Source organism: Hyphomicrobium sp., from assembly GCF_035687085.1.
Classification (GTDB): Bacteria; Pseudomonadota; Alphaproteobacteria; order Rhizobiales; family Hyphomicrobiaceae; genus Hyphomicrobium_B.
This window is the reverse complement of record NZ_DASRYS010000008.1, coordinates 1-15606: the sequence shown is the minus strand read 5'-3', so window position 1 is coordinate 15606 and position 15606 is coordinate 1. Positions and strand designations below refer to the sequence as shown.

At 63.5% G+C, this 15606-nt stretch carries 14 protein-coding genes; 10 read left to right on the top strand and 4 right to left on the bottom strand.

The genetic code is table 11. The annotated features are described in order from the left end of the window. The coding region (locus VFG26_RS06865; protein WP_325023596.1) for a class I tRNA ligase family protein at nt 1-613 on the top strand (613 nt) is incomplete at its 5' end. A 310-nt stretch (nt 614-923) separates the two neighbouring features. Here the strand turns inward: VFG26_RS06865 and VFG26_RS06860 are convergent. Together VFG26_RS06860 and VFG26_RS06855 are read right to left on the bottom strand one after the other, a co-directional pair. Continuing rightward, complete coding sequence (locus VFG26_RS06860; RefSeq protein ID WP_325023594.1) at nt 924-1526, bottom strand: DUF2939 domain-containing protein; 603 nt, start codon at nt 1524-1526, stop codon at nt 924-926. A 129-nt stretch (nt 1527-1655) separates the two neighbouring features. Beyond that, on the bottom strand, nt 1656-2789 hold the full coding sequence (locus tag VFG26_RS06855; RefSeq protein ID WP_325023592.1) for a M48 family metallopeptidase: 1134 nt from the start codon (nt 2787-2789) through the stop codon (nt 1656-1658). Nucleotides 2790-3203: 414 nt separating this feature from the next. On the opposite strand from VFG26_RS06855, the gene ilvD reads away from it, so the two are divergent. Both ilvD and VFG26_RS06845 read left to right on the top strand, forming a co-directional pair. Continuing rightward, nucleotides 3204-4928, top strand: coding sequence for a dihydroxy-acid dehydratase (ilvD, locus tag VFG26_RS06850; protein WP_325023590.1), 1725 nt, complete (start codon nt 3204-3206; stop codon nt 4926-4928). After that, the gene (locus VFG26_RS06845) at nt 4915-6009 is read left to right on the top strand and encodes a tetratricopeptide repeat protein (RefSeq protein WP_325023588.1); all 1095 of its coding nucleotides are present in this window, start codon (nt 4915-4917) and stop codon (nt 6007-6009) included. The genes ilvD and VFG26_RS06845 overlap by 14 nt, the downstream gene beginning before the upstream one ends. A 127-nt stretch (nt 6010-6136) precedes the next feature. On the opposite strand, the gene xth is transcribed toward VFG26_RS06845, so the two are convergent. Both xth and erpA read right to left on the bottom strand, forming a co-directional pair. Next, a complete protein-coding gene (gene xth / locus VFG26_RS06840) occupies nt 6137-6919 on the bottom strand; it encodes an exodeoxyribonuclease III (protein ID WP_325023586.1) in 783 nt (260 codons plus the stop codon). A 107-nt stretch (nt 6920-7026) separates the two neighbouring features. Further along, nucleotides 7027-7350 (bottom strand): iron-sulfur cluster insertion protein ErpA, encoded by a 324-nt coding sequence (erpA, locus tag VFG26_RS06835; RefSeq protein ID WP_325023584.1) that lies wholly within the window; start codon nt 7348-7350, stop codon nt 7027-7029. Between the two features lie 109 nt (nt 7351-7459). Here erpA and VFG26_RS06830 point away from each other — a divergent pair, with 109 nt between their 5' ends. The 7 genes from VFG26_RS06830 to VFG26_RS06800 all read left to right on the top strand — a co-directional run. Next, nucleotides 7460-8686, top strand: a complete 1227-nt coding sequence (locus tag VFG26_RS06830; RefSeq protein WP_414653265.1) for a deoxyguanosinetriphosphate triphosphohydrolase — start codon at nt 7460-7462, stop codon at nt 8684-8686. A gap of 75 nt (nt 8687-8761) precedes the next feature. After that, on the top strand, nt 8762-10522 hold the full coding sequence (gene argS, locus VFG26_RS06825) for an arginine--tRNA ligase (protein WP_325023580.1): 1761 nt from the start codon (nt 8762-8764) through the stop codon (nt 10520-10522). A 62-nt stretch (nt 10523-10584) separates the two neighbouring features. After that, nucleotides 10585-12357 carry an SPOR domain-containing protein gene (locus VFG26_RS06820; RefSeq protein ID WP_325023579.1) on the top strand — a complete coding sequence of 591 codons (1773 nt, stop codon included), beginning with the start codon at nt 10585-10587 and terminating at the stop codon, nt 12355-12357. Nucleotides 12358-12464: 107 nt separating this feature from the next. Then, complete coding sequence (gene nagZ / locus VFG26_RS06815) at nt 12465-13487, top strand: beta-N-acetylhexosaminidase (RefSeq protein ID WP_325023577.1); 1023 nt, start codon at nt 12465-12467, stop codon at nt 13485-13487. Nucleotides 13488-13546: 59 nt separating this feature from the next. Next, nucleotides 13547-14383 carry a ScpA family protein gene (locus VFG26_RS06810; protein ID WP_325023575.1) on the top strand — a complete coding sequence of 279 codons (837 nt, stop codon included), beginning with the start codon at nt 13547-13549 and terminating at the stop codon, nt 14381-14383. A gap of 33 nt (nt 14384-14416) precedes the next feature. Beyond that, nucleotides 14417-15259 carry an SMC-Scp complex subunit ScpB gene (gene scpB, locus VFG26_RS06805; RefSeq protein WP_325023573.1) on the top strand — a complete coding sequence of 281 codons (843 nt, stop codon included), beginning with the start codon at nt 14417-14419 and terminating at the stop codon, nt 15257-15259. A gap of 228 nt (nt 15260-15487) precedes the next feature. Next, a partial coding sequence (locus VFG26_RS06800; RefSeq protein WP_325023598.1) for a twin-arginine translocase TatA/TatE family subunit occupies nt 15488-15606 on the top strand: 119 nt, incomplete at its 3' end.

Sequence of the window (15606 nt, the reverse complement as noted above, 5' to 3'; positions counted from 1 at the left end):
CCTGAAGATGCTGCATCCCTTCATGCCCTTCATCACCGAAGAGCTTTGGGACCACATGGTCGAATACGGCGTGAAGCGCGACAGCCTTCTCGTCCTCAGCCAGTGGCCCAATCTCGATGGGCTCGTCGAGATCGACGCGGTCGATGAGGTGAATTGGTTGGTCAACCTCGTCTCCGAAATTCGCTCCGTGCGGACAGAGATGAGCGTGCCGGCCGGCGCTAAGATCCCGCTCGTCATCGTCGGCGCCGGCGAGAAGATCCGCGAGCGCGTCCGCCGCAACGACGAGACGTTGAAGCGTTTGGCCCGCGTCGACGAGATCGATTTCGAAGATACGGCGCCCAAAGGTGCAGCGCTCGTTGTCGCCGGTGAAACGACGGCCGCATTGCCGCTCGCCGGCATTATCGACATGGCGGCCGAGAGACGCCGGCTTGCCAAGGCCATCGAAGGCGCGGTAAGCGACCTGAAGAAGATGGACGCCAAGCTCTCCAATCCGCAGTTCATCGAGCGCGCGAAGGAAGAAGCGATCGAGGAAGCCAAGGAACGCAAGGCCGAACTCGAAGCCGAGATCAAACGCTTCTCCGCCGCTCTCCAAAGGCTCAGCGACGCGGCTTAGCGCGCTGATCTCAGAGAGGTGATGTGGGCATTCCTGCCAGCATCACCTAGTCATCCTGGCTGGAGCGCACCGCCATTCCACCCAGTGTCATCCTCGGCTTCATGCCGAGGATCCATGGTTCAGCTGGAGATTGCGGCCCGATGGATCCTCGGGACAAGCCCGAGGATGACAAGTGTTTGTAAGCCGGGACTCCCCAACCAACAATCATCCCGGCGAAAGCCCGGATGACATCCACGCTCGAAATTTCCGATGAACCCACGCTTAGGCAGCGAAAAGCGGAACCGAGCGAACCGAGCCGCTCGGCCGCGCGCTATTGCACCACGGTCAGCTTCACCACCGCCGCCTTCGCGGTCGTCAGGAAGCGGATGCGCAGCTCCGTGAGCTTCCAGCCCGTCGGCCGAAGCTCGAGCTTGCCGAGATAGATCCGCGACGGATCGAACTTGTCTTCCATGTCGATCTCGAAGCTCGTCGCGCCCGTAAACTCCGCGCGTTTAACGCGCGCCCAAGCCCGCGCGATGCGATCCATGACGGGCAGCGTCTTCGCCTCGTCCGCATCGCTGGCGACAAGATCTCGGTACTTCGCTCTGAGCGTGAAGAGCTGCGGCAGACCTTCGGGCGTAACGTAACGCTCGACGAGACCATCAACCGCGCTCTGCCCCACATAGGCTTTGAAGCGCGTCCAAAGCCCGGCGCTCTCTGACGTATCGCTCGCGGTCTCAGGAAGGTTGAGCGCGATGCGCGCGATCGAAGGCTTCAACGTTTCGCGAACCGTCGGCCATTCGACGGCAGTTGAGAGATAGTCTGCGTTACCGTTGCGAACGGCTTCGCGAATGCGCCACGCGGTTGCGAACGGTGAGGCGATGTAAGCCGCTGTGGCGATCAACAAGAATGCAACGACCAAGATCGGCTTCATGCAGCATCCCGTAGCTAGCTCAGCGCGCGAATGCGGCGGCGCCATCATGCTCCCTTTACGGACGAATTCTGACGAACTTCGGGCCGTTATTCCCTTGGACCCATCCTTGCGGCAGAGGAGGGCCCGCCGCTAGGTCGCGTCTTCGGGCGCCCGCGTCGTCCTGCAGATTGATTTGAGAGCTTCCCAATCGCTGGCATCGAGCGCAGGCGTCGCCGGATAATCCTGCTGCGCGCTGACGAGACGCGCGCGCTCCGCCGGTGGCGGGTGCGTGCGAAACCAGCGAAAGCCGCCCGGCGCCTTATCCCCATGCTCGGCTTCCAGCTTCGTCACCCGGCTGAAGAACTCGCCGAGGCCCTTGGGCGAAATATTGGCGGCCTTGAGAAGCTCGAGCGCGTGCGTGTCGGCCTCGCGTTCGGAACGCCGCGAATAGCCGAGCTGCGCCAGCATGAGCCCGACGTTGGCAAGTCCTCCACCCGGCGTGCCGCCGAGAATGATTTCCAGCGTCGCGCCGAGCCCGACACCCCTGATGATCGCAGCCTCCGGATGTAATTCAATGCCGTGGCCCATTTCATGGGCGAGCACGCCCGCCGTCTCGTCGGGAGTTTGCGATTTATCGAGAAGGCCCTTCGTCAGAATGATTTGGCCGCCAGGCACCGCGAAAGCATTCATCAAAGGCCAATCGTAGACGTGGACATCGAACGGGACCTTCGCGGGCAAGCCTTTCGCCAGCCGCTCCGTCAAACGCTTGAGCGCGGCAACACCGGCGGGATCGATGCACTCCTTATGACCCTCGGTCATCGATTCCCGGCTGACATTGCCGAGCCGCTGGCGCCAGCCGTCCGGGAGCACTTGCGCGATCGATTTCGCCGGACTGATGCCGGACATGTAAGCCGCGACAACCAGCGCCGCGAGCACGGCGAGTAAAACGAACCAGAACCGCTTTTCCCGTAGCCAAGCAGCGCGTGCGGATAGCTGCGGCGCCCGCGCCCTAAGGTCCGCCGCGAAGCGCGCGCCCTGAACGAAGAGCGAAGCACCGGGTGCGTCCTTCGACGTCAGCAGAACGTCGATGGCATTTGTCCGGATGGGCTCTTCGGAACGGAGGCGGCCGTAGGACCAGATGTGGCGGGGCTGACCTGAGCCGAGGTCGAATTCGACCCCTGCCGGACCGAGAAACGCCGTCCCGTCGAGCGGCGGCGACCCGCGGCTAGCGACAAAACGGCAATAGCTCTGGCTACCCTTCTCGGGCGCGGCGTCTGACGGCATGAACGGCTTCCGCAAACGTGTGATGACAGCCGATCAGCACCAATCGCGCCTGCCGGTAAAGAAATATCTCGCAAGCGGCCAATGGCGGCCCTCGTGGCGTCGAAATCGGAGCCCAAATGGCCAAGCCACCGGCTCTCATCGATGCGCCAGCGGACCGCTATGTGACGCGCGGGGAGGCCGGGTTAACGGTAATAGGCGACTTGCATAGCAGATGTGGCCGACGAGCAACTCTTCCGCCACCGCGCGCCACTTTCGAGCCACAATGACCGCGCACCTGCTGGCGGCGACACTGGGTAATGCAGCGTCATTTTTTAACAGGCAGAGCACTTTCGCCGAACCGCGGCGACTGGCATCCCTGCGTCATCCAAAGTCGGATGGCGATGAATAAGGGCAAGGATGCCCAAAGAGGAATAAATGGACGCCAAGACGTTCGATAAGTCGAAGCTGCCGAGCCGCCACGTGACGGAAGGACCGTCGCGCGCGCCGCATCGGTCTTACTATTATGCGATGGGCCTGAACGAGGACGATATCAAGCGCCCCTTCGTCGGCGTCGCCTCATGCTGGAATGAAGCTGCACCCTGCAACATCTCGCTGATGCGCCAGGCGCAGTCGGTCAAGGCCGGCGTCACCGAAGCCGGCGGCACGCCGCGTGAGTTCTGCACCATCACCGTCACCGACGGCATCGCCATGGGCCATCAGGGCATGAAGTCGAGCCTCGTGTCGCGCGAAGTGATCGCCGACTCGATCGAGCTGACAATGCGCGGCCACTCCTACGACGCGCTCGTCGGCGTCGCCGGTTGCGACAAGAGCCTGCCCGGCATGATGATGTCGATGCTGCGCCTCAACGTGCCGAGCGTCTTCCTCTACGGCGGCTCGATTCTGCCGGGCCGCTTCAAGGGCCGCGACGTGACCGTCGTCGACGTGTTTGAAGGCGTCGGCATGCATAATGCCGGCAAAATGTCCGCCGATGACCTGCACGAGCTGGAGTGCGTGGCCTGCCCGTCGGCCGGTTCGTGCGGCGGCCAGTTCACGGCCAACACAATGGCTTGCGTGTCCGAAGCGATCGGCCTGGCGCTTCCGAACTCGGCCGGTGCGCCGGCTCCCTTCGAAAGCCGCGATTCCTACGCCCATGAAAGCGGCCGCGCCGTCATGCGTCTCATCGCCGACGGCATCCGTCCGCGCGATATCTGCACGCGTAAGGCCTTTGAGAACGCGGCCGTCATCGTCGCCGCCACCGGCGGCTCGACCAATGGCGCGCTGCATCTGCCTGCTATGGCGAATGAATGCGGCATCGACTTCGACCTGTTCGACGTGGCCGAAATCTTCAAGCGCACGCCCTACATCGCCGACTTGAAGCCCGGCGGAAAGTACGTTGCCAAGGACGTCTATGACATCGGCGGCGTTCCGCAGATCCTCAAAGCGCTGCTCGAAGGCGGGATGCTGCACGGCGACTGCATGACCGTGACCGGCAAGACACTCGCGCAAAATCTCGAGAGCGTGAAATTCAATCACGATCAGAAAGTCGTATTTCCGGTTTCCAATCCGATCTCGCCAACGGGCGGCGTCGTCGGGCTGAAGGGCTCGCTGGCACCCGACGGCGCGATTGTGAAGGTTGCTGGTCTGAAGACGCTGAAATTCCGCGGCACGGCCTTGTGCTTCGACTGCGAGGAAGACGCGTTCCAGGCGGTTGAGGATCGCAAGTACAAGGATGGCGACGTGATCATCATCCGCTACGAGGGGCCGAAGGGCGGTCCGGGCATGCGTGAGATGCTGTCGACGACAGCCGCTCTCTATGGCCAAGGCGCCGGTGACAGCGTTGCGCTCATCACCGACGGACGCTTCTCCGGCGGCACGCGCGGCCTCTGCATTGGCCATGTGGGTCCGGAAGCAGCCGTCGGCGGTCCGATCGCACTCGTCCAGAACGGCGACATCATCACGATCGACGCGGAGGCGGGCACGATCGACCTCGAGGTCAGCGAGGAAGAGCTGGAGAAGCGGCGCAAGAACTGGAAGGTCCCGCCCAACATGTATCAGTCGGGCGCGCTGCGGAAATTTGCGGACCAAGTGGGACCGGCGAGGTACGGCGCCGTGACCCATGCGGGAGGAAAGGCGGAAGTTCACTGCTATGCGGACATTTAGGCTTGCACTTGCGGGAAGCATTGCGTCGCTTCTGATGCTCAGTTCGGCGATGGCGGGAGACGTTGTCTTCCGTTCGCCGGACGATGCGATGAAGCAGGGCATCTCGGCGTTCAACGGCGGCTATTACGAGCTGGCGTTGCCCGCCTTCGAGGCGCTCGAGTCGTCGCAGCCGCAGGTGGCGCATTTTTACATGGCGCGCATCTACGGCGACAACGAAGGCGCCTATACTGATCACGGTAAAGCTTTCCGCTTGTACAAGTCGCTTGCAGACGAACTTCAAGATGTCGATCCCGACGACGACTTCTTTGGCCCCATCGCCGCGAAGTCGTTGACGGCGGTGTCGATGTATTTGCGCAGCGGCATCGCTGCCGCCGGAGTGAAGCCCGATGCCGAGGCCGCTAACCGCGCCTTGCAGCGGGCCGCCCTCACGTTCAATGACGAGGACGCGCAGTTCGAACTCGCCAAAGTGTTCTTGCGAGGCGAGGGGCCCAACATCTCGGTCGCGGGCTTCGAGGATCAGTCGAGCAAGATCGCCAACGGCCGTCACTGGCTGTCGCGTCTGTCGCAAGCGGGTCACCCGGGCGCGCAGGCTTTCCTCGCCGATCTCCTCTGGCGCGGTAAGTTTGTTGAGAAGAACCCGGCGGCGGCGCTCAATTTGATCGACGTCGCCGTCGCCAATGCGCCTCCGAGCGAGCGCGTATGGATTGAGGATATCTACCAGAACATCTTCTGCAACGCAGGCGAGGGCGTTCGTCAGCAAGCGACGGGGCGCGTCGCCGAATGGCATAACCTCTACGGCCGCAGACCCGCCGTGCGCGATCCGAAAGATGGCTTGGATGACCTTGCGCCCGAACCCGTGAGGACGTGCTCGAATGGCGAGCTGGTAAGGCCCATGGGTGTTACGATGCCCGCGCCCATCCCGCAGGTCATCACGTCAGGTCCCACTGTTGCCCCTCAGCGCAGCTCTGTCATTCCAGCGGGAGCAACGTCGCTGCAGCCGGCGACGGGACCATCGGCACCTTCTCTGTCGTCGTCGTCACCGATGCTCGGTTTCACGCCTGAAGGCGCCACGGCGCGCTGACCCCCTCCGCGTTTGGCGCCCGGCTCGACGAAGGAGAGTCGCCAAATGCATCATAAATTCCAGCCGGCTCCCGGAACGGGAGTCGCCGAATGCCACAAAAAACTGCGCCGAACGCAAACAAAGAAAGCTAGGCAGCGAGCTTGATCCAAACCGGCACGTGATCGGAAGGCTTCTCCTGCGCGCGCGTATCGCGATCGATGCCTGACGAATGCAGCAGATCCGCGGCCTGGCTCGACAGCAGCAGGTGGTCGATGCGGATGCCGTCGTCCTTTTGAAATGCGCCTGCCTGATAATCCCAGAACGTGTAGACGCCGGGGCCCGGATGGCAGGCGCGCGTCGCATCCGTGAAGCCCATGTTGACGAGCGTCCGCCAGGCAGCGCGGCTCTCCGGCTGGAAGAGCGCATCATTCACCCAGGCCTGCGGACGCTTCGCGTCTTCGTCCTCGGGAATGACGTTGAAGTCGCCGGCAAGGATGAGCGGCATTTCAAGCTCGAGCAGCGCCGCCGCGCGCTCCCGCATCCGCTTCATCCAGGCGAGCTTATAGGCGAACTTCTCGGTGCCGATGGGATTGCCGTTCGGCAGATAGAGCGAAACGATCCGCACCAAGCGATCGCCGAGCGCGACGGATCCTTCAATCCAGCGGGCATGCTGATCGGCATCGTCACCCGGCAAACCCCGCGTCACATCTTCGATCGGTGATTTGGACAGGAGCGCGACGCCGTTGAAGCCCTTCTGCCCGTTGGTCTCGACGTTGTAGCCGAGATCCTGAAAAGCCGATGTCGGAAAGCCCTCGTCGAGCGATTTGATTTCCTGCAGGCACACGACATCGGGCGAATGCTGGCGGAGATAGCCGAGCGCCGATTCGAGCCGCGCTTTCACGCCGTTGATATTCCAGGTTGCGATGATCATGGGCTGAGGAGGTTCTCAATCAAACAGGGCGGGCTCGCGCAAATAGGCGCGCGAAATCGAGTGGCCAGATGTGCCACTCAACCGGCAACAAAGCAAATCTGCGTGGATCAGATCGAGAAACTGGTGCCGCAGCCGCAGGATGCGGTAGCCACCGGATTGTTGATCCGGAAGGAGGCGCCGATCAGGTCGTCGACGAAGTCGATCTGAGCGCCCTCCATGTACTGCGCCGAAACCGGGTCGATCACCACAACGGCGCCGTTGCGCTCTATGACAAGGTCGTCTTCGGCATGGCCGCCGACCAGATCGAACTTATATTGGAAGCCGGAACATCCGCCGCCCTCGACCGAAACGCGCAAGATGGGCGCGTCCGCCTCGGTGGCGGCAATCTCGGCAATACGCGTCGCGGCGCTTTCTGTGACGGTAATGGTCATCGTGTTTCGATCGGTTGCAGGCGGCTACCCGCCTAAAGCCTACTAGCGGTGGCGGTACGCAACAGATAGGAAAGCGGCAGACGAAGTCAAATCCTAAGCGCATCGAACGATGGTAGCGAGCCTGAAACCGGTGGCCGGTACAATGGATTACGGGCAGAATTTGCGGCCCGGGGACCGCGCGCCCGCACCCTATGCGGCAGGCGGAGTACCCTCCCGCGGGCGCTATTATGCCGAATCAGAATGCGGCGCACGCAGCCCTTTCCAGCGCGACCGGGACCGCGTTCTCCATTCAACTGCCTTCCGCCGCCTGACCTATAAAACGCAGGTCTTCCTGCCGCACGAGGGCGACCATTTCAGAACCCGGCTGACCCATTCGCTGGAAGTCGCCCAAATCGCCCGCACCATCGCGCGGCAGCTGCGCTTGGATGAGGATCTCGCCGAGACCATCGCGCTCGCCCACGACTTGGGCCATTCGCCCTTCGGCCATGCTGGCGAGCGGGCAATCGATACCGAGATGCGCCCGTTCGGCGGCTTCGACCACAATGCCCAATCGTTGCGTGTCGTGACGACGCTCGAGCGCAAGTATCTGGCATTCGATGGGCTGAACCTCACCTGGGAAACGCTCGAAGGACTGGCGAAACACAATGGCCCGGTACCGGCGGGCTCGGCCGTTGCGAAGGTCACGCGGCACATTGAAGGCTGGTGCTCGCTGAGGCTCAATCAATGGCCGTCCGCAGAGGCGCAGGTTGCAAGCCTCGCCGATGATATCGCCTATCTCTCGCATGACGTTGACGACGGGCTGCGGGCGGGCCTGCTGACGTTCAACGGTCTCAAGGGCGTTCCGCTGGCGGGCGCGATAGCAAACGAGGTGAGGGGCCTTGCGAGAGGCACCGAAAGCGGCCGCGCTATTTACGAGGTGACCCGGCGCATGATCACTGCGATGGTGGGCGACGTGGTGACGGAAAGCCGGCGGCGCCTGCTGGCACTGGCGCCAGGATCGCCTGACGACATCCGCGCCGCAAACCATGCCGTGATCGCATTCTCCGATGCGATGACCCTCGACCTCGGACACCTCAAGAACTTCCTGTTCAAGGCCGTCTACCACCACCGGCGCGTTCTCGACGTGATGGAGAAGGCCGAAAACGTCGTCCGCGACCTCTTCCAGAAATACTATTGCGATCCAGCCAGCCTGCCCGGCGGATGGCGGGAGGCGCAGCGGGGCTTGGACGATCGGTACCGGGCCCGCGTGGCTTGCGACTATCTGGCAGGACAGACCGACCGCTACGCGCTGGCAGAGCACCGCCGCCTGTTTGACGCCACCCCGGAACTGGGATAGGCGCGAAGCTCGCATTCCCGCGCTGGCGGCCGGCTCGACGAAGGAGAGTCGCCAGCGCGAAGGTAAAGGACTCCTATGAACGTATTCGCTGATGTCGTAGCCCGCGTCCGGACCGCGCTGACGGAACTTCAGTCCGAGGGCGTGCTGCCTGCGGACCTCGCAGTGCCGGCCTTTGATGCCGAGCCCCCGCGCGATGCGAGCCACGGCGATGTTGCCGTCAACGCCGCGATGGTGCTCGCCAAGCCCGCGAAGATGAAGCCGCGCGATATCGCGGAAGCGCTGAAGGCGAAGCTCGAAGCAACGCCCGGCATCGCCAAGATCGACGTCGCGGGCCCAGGCTTCTTGAACATTACGTTCGACACGGCGGTCTGGCACGATCTGGTGCGCACCATCCTCAAAGAAGGGTTGGCGTATGGCGCCGGCGGAACGGGCCGCGGCGAGAAACTCAACGTCGAATACGTGTCGGCGAACCCAACGGGCCCGATGCACGTCGGCCATTGCCGGGGTGCGGTCTTCGGAGATGCGCTCGCGAACCTGCTCGTCTTCGCGGGCTACGACGTTGCGCGCGAATACTACATCAACGACGCCGGCGGGCAGGTGAACGTGCTCGCACGCTCCGCTTTCCTGCGCTACCGCGAGGCGCTGGGCGAAGACATTGGCGCCATCCCCGAAGGTCTCTACCCCGGCGAGTACTTGAAGCCCGTCGGCGAGGCCCTTGCCGCCGAGCATGGCCGCGCGCTGCTGGCTCAGCCCGAAGAGCAATGGCTTCCGCTCGTCCGTTCATTCGCCATCGCCAAGATGATGGACATGATCAAGGACGATCTGGCCGCGCTCAACATCCGCCATGACGTCTTCTTCTCGGAAGCCTCGCTGACGTCGAACGGCCGCGACCAGGTGAAGGCGGCGATCGAGGTTCTACGCGAGAAGGGCCTGATCTACGAGGGCACGCTGGAAAAGCCGAAAGGCCACGACGATGCCGAATGGGAAGATCGCGTCCAGACGCTCTTCAAATCGACCGCCTATGGCGACGATGAAGACCGCGCGCTGCAGAAGTCGGACGGCAGCTATACCTACTTCGCCGGCGATGTCGCCTATCACTACGACAAGTTGCAACGTGGCTTCCGGCATCTGATCAACGTTTTCGGCGCGGATCACGTGGGCTACATCCCGCGCATGAAGGCCGCCGTCGCCGCGCTATCGGACAACGCAGCCGATCTCGACGTGAAGGTCGTACAACTCGTCAGACTCTTCAAAGGCGGCGAGCCCTACAAGATGTCGAAGCGGGCGGGCACGTTCGTGACGCTGCGCGATGTGGTCGATGAAGTGGGTCGCGACCCGGTCCGCTTCATGATGCTCTACCGGAAAAACCAGGAAACGCTGGACTTTGACTTCGCGAAGGTCACAGAGCAGTCGAAGGACAATCCGGTCTTCTACGTGCAATACGCGCATGCGCGGGCGGCGAGCGTCCTGCGCAATGCCGTCGAGCAGGTGCCGGGGCTCGACGTTTCGGCCGAAGCTTTGGAGAAGGCGGATCTGTCTCTCCTGACGGATCCCGGCGAACTCGACCTCATCCGGCGGCTCGCGAGCTTCCCGCGGCTCGTGGAAGGCGCGGCCGTCGCCCATGAACCCCACAGGGTTGCATTCTACCTCTACGACCTCGCTAGCGCCCTCCACACCCAGTGGACCCGAGGCAACGATTCGCCACATTTGCGATTTATTCAGGCAAATGACGGGGTTGCGACGTCAGCAAGGTTGGGGCTGATTTTCGCGACAAAGACGGTGATAAGATCGGGGCTTCAAATCCTTGGCGTCGAGGCGCCTGAAGCGATGCGCTAAAGTCTCGAATCGACGATTAGGCGCAACCACAGCTTGCGCCCCACTTTAAGGGGGTTCCCGCGATGTCCTCGCAGAACGCATTTCCCGGTCCGAAGACGGGCAGGCCCGCTGTCCGCCCCAACGCTCAGCAGAGCGGCGCGCAGCCGCCCTGGGCCAATCCTCAGGGCCAGGGGGGCCGTTCCCAGCAGCATCACGATGAAGGAGGCGGCTGGCCCAATCACCAGCAGCCTCACCAGCAGTCCCAGCAGCCAGCCCAGAACTACCCAGCCTTTCCGGAGCCCGGCTTCGGTGGCCATGCGCTCGGCCAGGAGCCGTCTTTCGGCCAGTGGAGCGAGCTTCAGCCCTCGCAGCCGGCGAATCGCGGGAACTATGGCGGTTACCCGCAGCATGCGGGTGGCGAGCAGGCGGACCCCTATGCGCCGCAGTTCGAGCCCTATGTTCCGCCAACCCGGACGAACTTTGCGTCCCAGCAGCCGGCGCAGGCTTACCCCAATCAGCAGCAGCAAACCGCGCCGCAGTGGCAGGCCCCGGATCACGATCCGCACGGCTTCGATGCCAGCAGCTACGACCCTCAGGGTTTCGCGCCGCAGCCCGCCCGCCAAGCTGCGCAGACATCGCCCTCGTTTGGCCAACAGCAGTACCATGAGAACGAGCTGAGTGCCGCCGATTGGGCCGGTCCGCATGACGACTTCGGCCGCACGCAGCACCATCGCGGAGATGCCCACTTAGGCTTCGGTCAGGCCGAGGGCGGCGAACTCGAGCCCCTCTACGACGAAGAAGAGGGCGAGTACGAAGACGAAGAAGAAGCGCCCCGCAGCCGCCGCCCGTTGATGATCGTGGCGGCTCTGGTCGGCGCCATCGTCGTCGGCGGAGGCATGGCTTACGGTTACAAGACGATCAGCGGCGGCTCGGGTCCGCAGGGCGAACCGCCCGTCATCAAGAGCGCAGAACTGCCGTCAAAGACGAAGCCCGCCGATGCTGGCGGCAGGCAGTTCCCGTATTCCGACACCAAGATCATGGGCCGTCTCGGCGACGGCACGTCGTCGGCTTCCGCCGAGGAGTCGAGCGGCTCGCAGGCCGAAGCCTCCGACTCCAGCGCAAGCGCGTCTGCGAGCGAAGACAACGGCGGAGCGCGGAAAGTTTCGACCCTGGTGGTCGGACGCGACGGCAGCATTCAATCGCCGCCGCCTGCACCGGCGCCCGAGCCGGAGCATGAGGCCCCGCCGGGCGGCACTGGCGTACCGGGGACGGCTCTCATCGATTTCGGCCAGCCCCAAGGCGGCATGGGCCATCAGGGCGGCATGGGAGGCATGCCACCTCCGGCACCGGCCGTGAGTGCGCCGCCTGTCAGGCCGACGCCATTGAACGCCGAAGCCGCCTCGGCGCCGGCGAAAAAGGTGAAGCCCGTCACCATTGCCAAGGTCAATTCTGTCGACACGACCGGCAGCCTCGATGACGCGCCCGAGGCTCCTGCGGCCCCGCCGAAAAAACTCAAAAAGGTTGCGCGCGCCCAGCCGGCAGTCGAAACGGACGCGACCGCGGACGCCCCGCCAGTCGCATCGTCAGGAGGGACGTCAGGCTTCGTCGCCGTGCTCGCTTCCGTTCCGCGGTCCGAAACGAGCCGTATCGACGCGCTGAAGACCTTCGCCGATATGCAGCAGAAGTATGGAAGCGCGCTTGCCGGCAAAACGCCGGACATTGCTTCCGCCACCCTTGCCAAGGGTCCTTACGACCGGCTGGTCGTTGGCCCGCCCGGATCCCGCGAAGAGGCGAGCAACGTCTGCTCGCAGCTCAAGGCGCAAGGCTACAAGGATTGCTGGGTTACCGCATACTGAGAGCGTAAGCGGCCCTGATATTTTACCGGCTGGTGCACCCGCACCGGCCGGTTGCGTTTAAGAGCAATGTGATAACCACCACACCGGTCCCGGAGGGCCAAGCTGCGATGATCGCAAGCCTGATTGTTGGCCTCTCTGGCCACGCCATGACGGGCGAAGAGCGCCGGTTCTACCGCGACGTTCAACCGGCCGGCACGATCCTGTTCAGCCGCAACGTCGCCGATCGGGAGCAGCTCAAGCGGCTCGTCAGCGAGGTCCGCGACGCAGTCGGCCGGGACGACTTTCTTGTCCTGATCGACCAGGAGGGCGGCCGCGTTCAACGTTTGAAGCCGCCGGTCGCGCGATTGCTGCCGCCGGCCGCCGCCTATGCCGAATTCTATGGCTCCGATCCCGAAGCGGCCAAACACGCGGCCTTCGCTGTCGCCCGGCTGACGGGCGAGGAGTTGCGGGAGTTCGGCATAACGATGAACTGCGCCCCCGTGGTTGATCTGCCGGTCGAAGGGGCACACGAGATCATCAGCGACCGCGCCTATGGAACAACTCCCGGGCAGGTCGTCGCCCTCGCGCGCGCCGTTGCAGAGGGGTACCTCGCAGGCGGCGTCGTGCCTGTGATCAAGCATATTCCCGGTCATGGCCGGGCCACCGCCGATAGCCATTTCGCGCTGCCGGTCGTCGCGACGACTCGTGAGATGCTGTCGGCGACGGACTTCGCGCCCTTCAAAGCGCTCGCCGATCTCCCCGCCGCGATGACGGCGCACGTCGTCTATTCCGCAATCGATGGGGCCTACCCCGCCAGCACCTCGGTGCTCGTCACCCGCGAAATCATCCACGGCGAGATCGGTTTCGATAACCTTCTGATGAGCGACGATCTGAGCATGAAGGCGCTGAGCGGACCTATGCGCACCCGCGCCGAAGCCGTTATTGCCGCAGGCTCCGATCTCGCGCTCCACTGCAATGGCGATATGGACGAAATGCGCGCGGCCGCCGAAGGCGTACCCGCACTGTCAGGACGTGCCGCCGAGCGATTCGCGCTCGCCTGCTCTTGCATCGGGCCGATCGAAGCCTACGATAGAGAGGAAGCTCTACAACTCCTCGCCGGCCTGCTGGGCCAGCAGACTCCGGTTGTCTGAATCAGTGTAGGTTCAAGGCGTGCCTTTAGAGGGCAGCGCAGGAACGTAATCGAGACCCGATGGACGAGACGGCAATGGAAGGTGAAGGCGCCGAGTCCGGCTGGAACGATCCGGGCGTCGGCGACATGCCGGCCGCGGGTGAAGCCTTCGTCGTCGATATCGAAGGCTTTGAAGGCCCGCTCGACCTCTTGCTGGCGCTCGCCCGCACGCAGAAGGTCGATCTGAAGAAGATCTCGATCCTCGCCCTCGTCGAACAGTATCTGGAGTTCATCGCCGAAGCGCAGCGCGTGAAGCTCGAATTCGCCGCCGACTATCTCGTGATGGCGGCCTGGCTCGCCTACCTGAAATCGCGCCTGCTGCTGCCGAAGGAACAGGAAACCGCCGAAACGGCGACGGCCGAGGAACTCGCGCAGCGCCTGTCGTTCCGCTTGATGCGGCTCGAAGCGATGCGCGAGAGGGCTGCCGTCCTGCTGACGCGGCGCCGTTTCGATCAGGATGTGTTCGGCCGCGGCGCGCCCCAGCACGTGAAGGTCACGCGCGACACGACTTATACGGCGACCGTCTACGATCTGCTCAAGGCCTACGCCGACCAGAGAAAGCGCACCATCCGCGTCGTCCACGTCGTCAAGGCACGGCGCGTCTGGTCGATCAAGGACGCGCGCACACGTCTTGAAAGCCTCGTCGGCGCCAGCGCGGGCGACTGGGCCCAGCTCGATCTCTTCCTCGAGCAGTATCTGCCGCACAACGAAGAGGAGCGCTCGGCGCTGGCAAGTTCATTCGGCGCAACGCTGGAGATGGCCCGCGAAGGCCTGATCGAGCTTCGGCAGGATGGGCCGTTCGCGCCGATTTACATGCGCAAACGCGAAGCAGGAGCGACTTGGGAAAAGGTCGGCTAGCAGCGCCGGAAATTTAGGGGACTCGAAAAAGCCATGGTTCCGCCGAGACTGACGCTAGTGTCGGATAACACGCGCGAGAAAACTGGGAAGGCCAAAAGCGGCGACGCCGAGGAAACGCGCGATGCCGGCTCCGCTGTGCCTGAGCTGGGCGATCCCGACGCCGCCATCGATCATCTGACCCAAAGCGCCGGACGCGAAAAACTGCGCCGGCTCGAAGCGATGCTTTTCGCCTCCCACCAGCCGCTCGATGCCAAGACGCTCGCAGCGCGCTGTCTCGATGAAGGCGATGACGTCCATTCGCTGCTGATCGCGCTGCAGGCCGAATACAAGGACCGCGGCGTGGTCCTCGTCCGCGTCGCGGGCCGCTGGCAATTCCGCACGGCCGACGACCTCTCGTATCTGCTCGAGCGCCAGCAGAAGGAGGAGCGCAAGCTCTCCAAGGCCGCTCAGGAGACTCTGGCGATCATCGCCTATCACCAGCCGGTCACCCGCGCAGAGATCGAGGAGATCAGGGGCGTATCGACCTCGCCCGGCACACTCGACGTTCTGATGGAGACGGGCTGGATCCGCCCGCGCGGCCGCCGCAGGGCGCCGGGCCGGCCGTTGACCTATGGCACGACCGAGGAATTCCTCATCCATTTCGGGCTCGACAGCATCAAGGATCTGCCGGGTCTCGCCGATCTGAAAGCGGCAGGCCTGCTTGATGCCAACCTGCCGCCGGGCTTCACCATGCCATCGCCGACGGATGTCGCAGCATTGATGCCGGACGAACTGCCGCTGACGGATGAGAGCGAGGAGGAACAGGAAGCGCTGCCGCTCGACGGCGACGAAACAGAGGAAGAGCCGGACGCTTCGAAGAAAGAGGGCGAGGACTGACCCCGCCTTCAAAAGTCCGCCAGGCAGATTACATATCATTAATCGTCGGACGCACGCGCCGGAAGAACGGGGCTAAACCATGCCACTGCTTGATTTTTTCGCAAATCGCCCTGACTTCTGCGCGTTTGCCAACCTTGCTCCGGTCTGAGGGTTCTGCGATAAGGTCTATGGATACGAAGAAGCGTTCAGCTGCCGCTGGCCGGTAGGCTGCCGCCGAGAGGTTTTTCAATGGGTTTGAGTGCGCAACATATTCTCCTCCTGCTCGTCATCGCGCTGCTGCTGTTCGGCCGCGGCAAAATTTCGGAGTTGATGGGAGACGTCGCCAAAGGCATCAAGAGCTTCAAGAA

What these genes read in the sequence shown, in the direction of transcription:
- VFG26_RS06860 (WP_325023594.1), bottom strand. Translation starts at nt 1,526, where the DNA reads ATGAAGCCGATCTTGGTCGTTGCATTCTTGTTGATCGCCACAGCGGCT.
- VFG26_RS06855 (WP_325023592.1), bottom strand. Translation starts at nt 2,789, where the DNA reads ATGCCGTCAGACGCCGCGCCCGAGAAGGGTAGCCAGAGCTATTGCCGT.
- ilvD (WP_325023590.1), top strand. Translation starts at nt 3,204, where the DNA reads ATGGACGCCAAGACGTTCGATAAGTCGAAGCTGCCGAGCCGCCACGTG.
- VFG26_RS06845 (WP_325023588.1), top strand. Translation starts at nt 4,915, where the DNA reads ATGCGGACATTTAGGCTTGCACTTGCGGGAAGCATTGCGTCGCTTCTG.
- xth (WP_325023586.1), bottom strand. Translation starts at nt 6,919, where the DNA reads ATGATCATCGCAACCTGGAATATCAACGGCGTGAAAGCGCGGCTCGAA.
- erpA (WP_325023584.1), bottom strand. Translation starts at nt 7,350, where the DNA reads ATGACCATTACCGTCACAGAAAGCGCCGCGACGCGTATTGCCGAGATT.
- VFG26_RS06830 (WP_414653265.1), top strand. Translation starts at nt 7,460, where the DNA reads ATGGTAGCGAGCCTGAAACCGGTGGCCGGTACAATGGATTACGGGCAG.
- argS (WP_325023580.1), top strand. Translation starts at nt 8,762, where the DNA reads ATGAACGTATTCGCTGATGTCGTAGCCCGCGTCCGGACCGCGCTGACG.
- VFG26_RS06820 (WP_325023579.1), top strand. Translation starts at nt 10,585, where the DNA reads ATGTCCTCGCAGAACGCATTTCCCGGTCCGAAGACGGGCAGGCCCGCT.
- nagZ (WP_325023577.1), top strand. Translation starts at nt 12,465, where the DNA reads ATGATCGCAAGCCTGATTGTTGGCCTCTCTGGCCACGCCATGACGGGC.
- VFG26_RS06810 (WP_325023575.1), top strand. Translation starts at nt 13,547, where the DNA reads ATGGACGAGACGGCAATGGAAGGTGAAGGCGCCGAGTCCGGCTGGAAC.
- scpB (WP_325023573.1), top strand. Translation starts at nt 14,417, where the DNA reads ATGGTTCCGCCGAGACTGACGCTAGTGTCGGATAACACGCGCGAGAAA.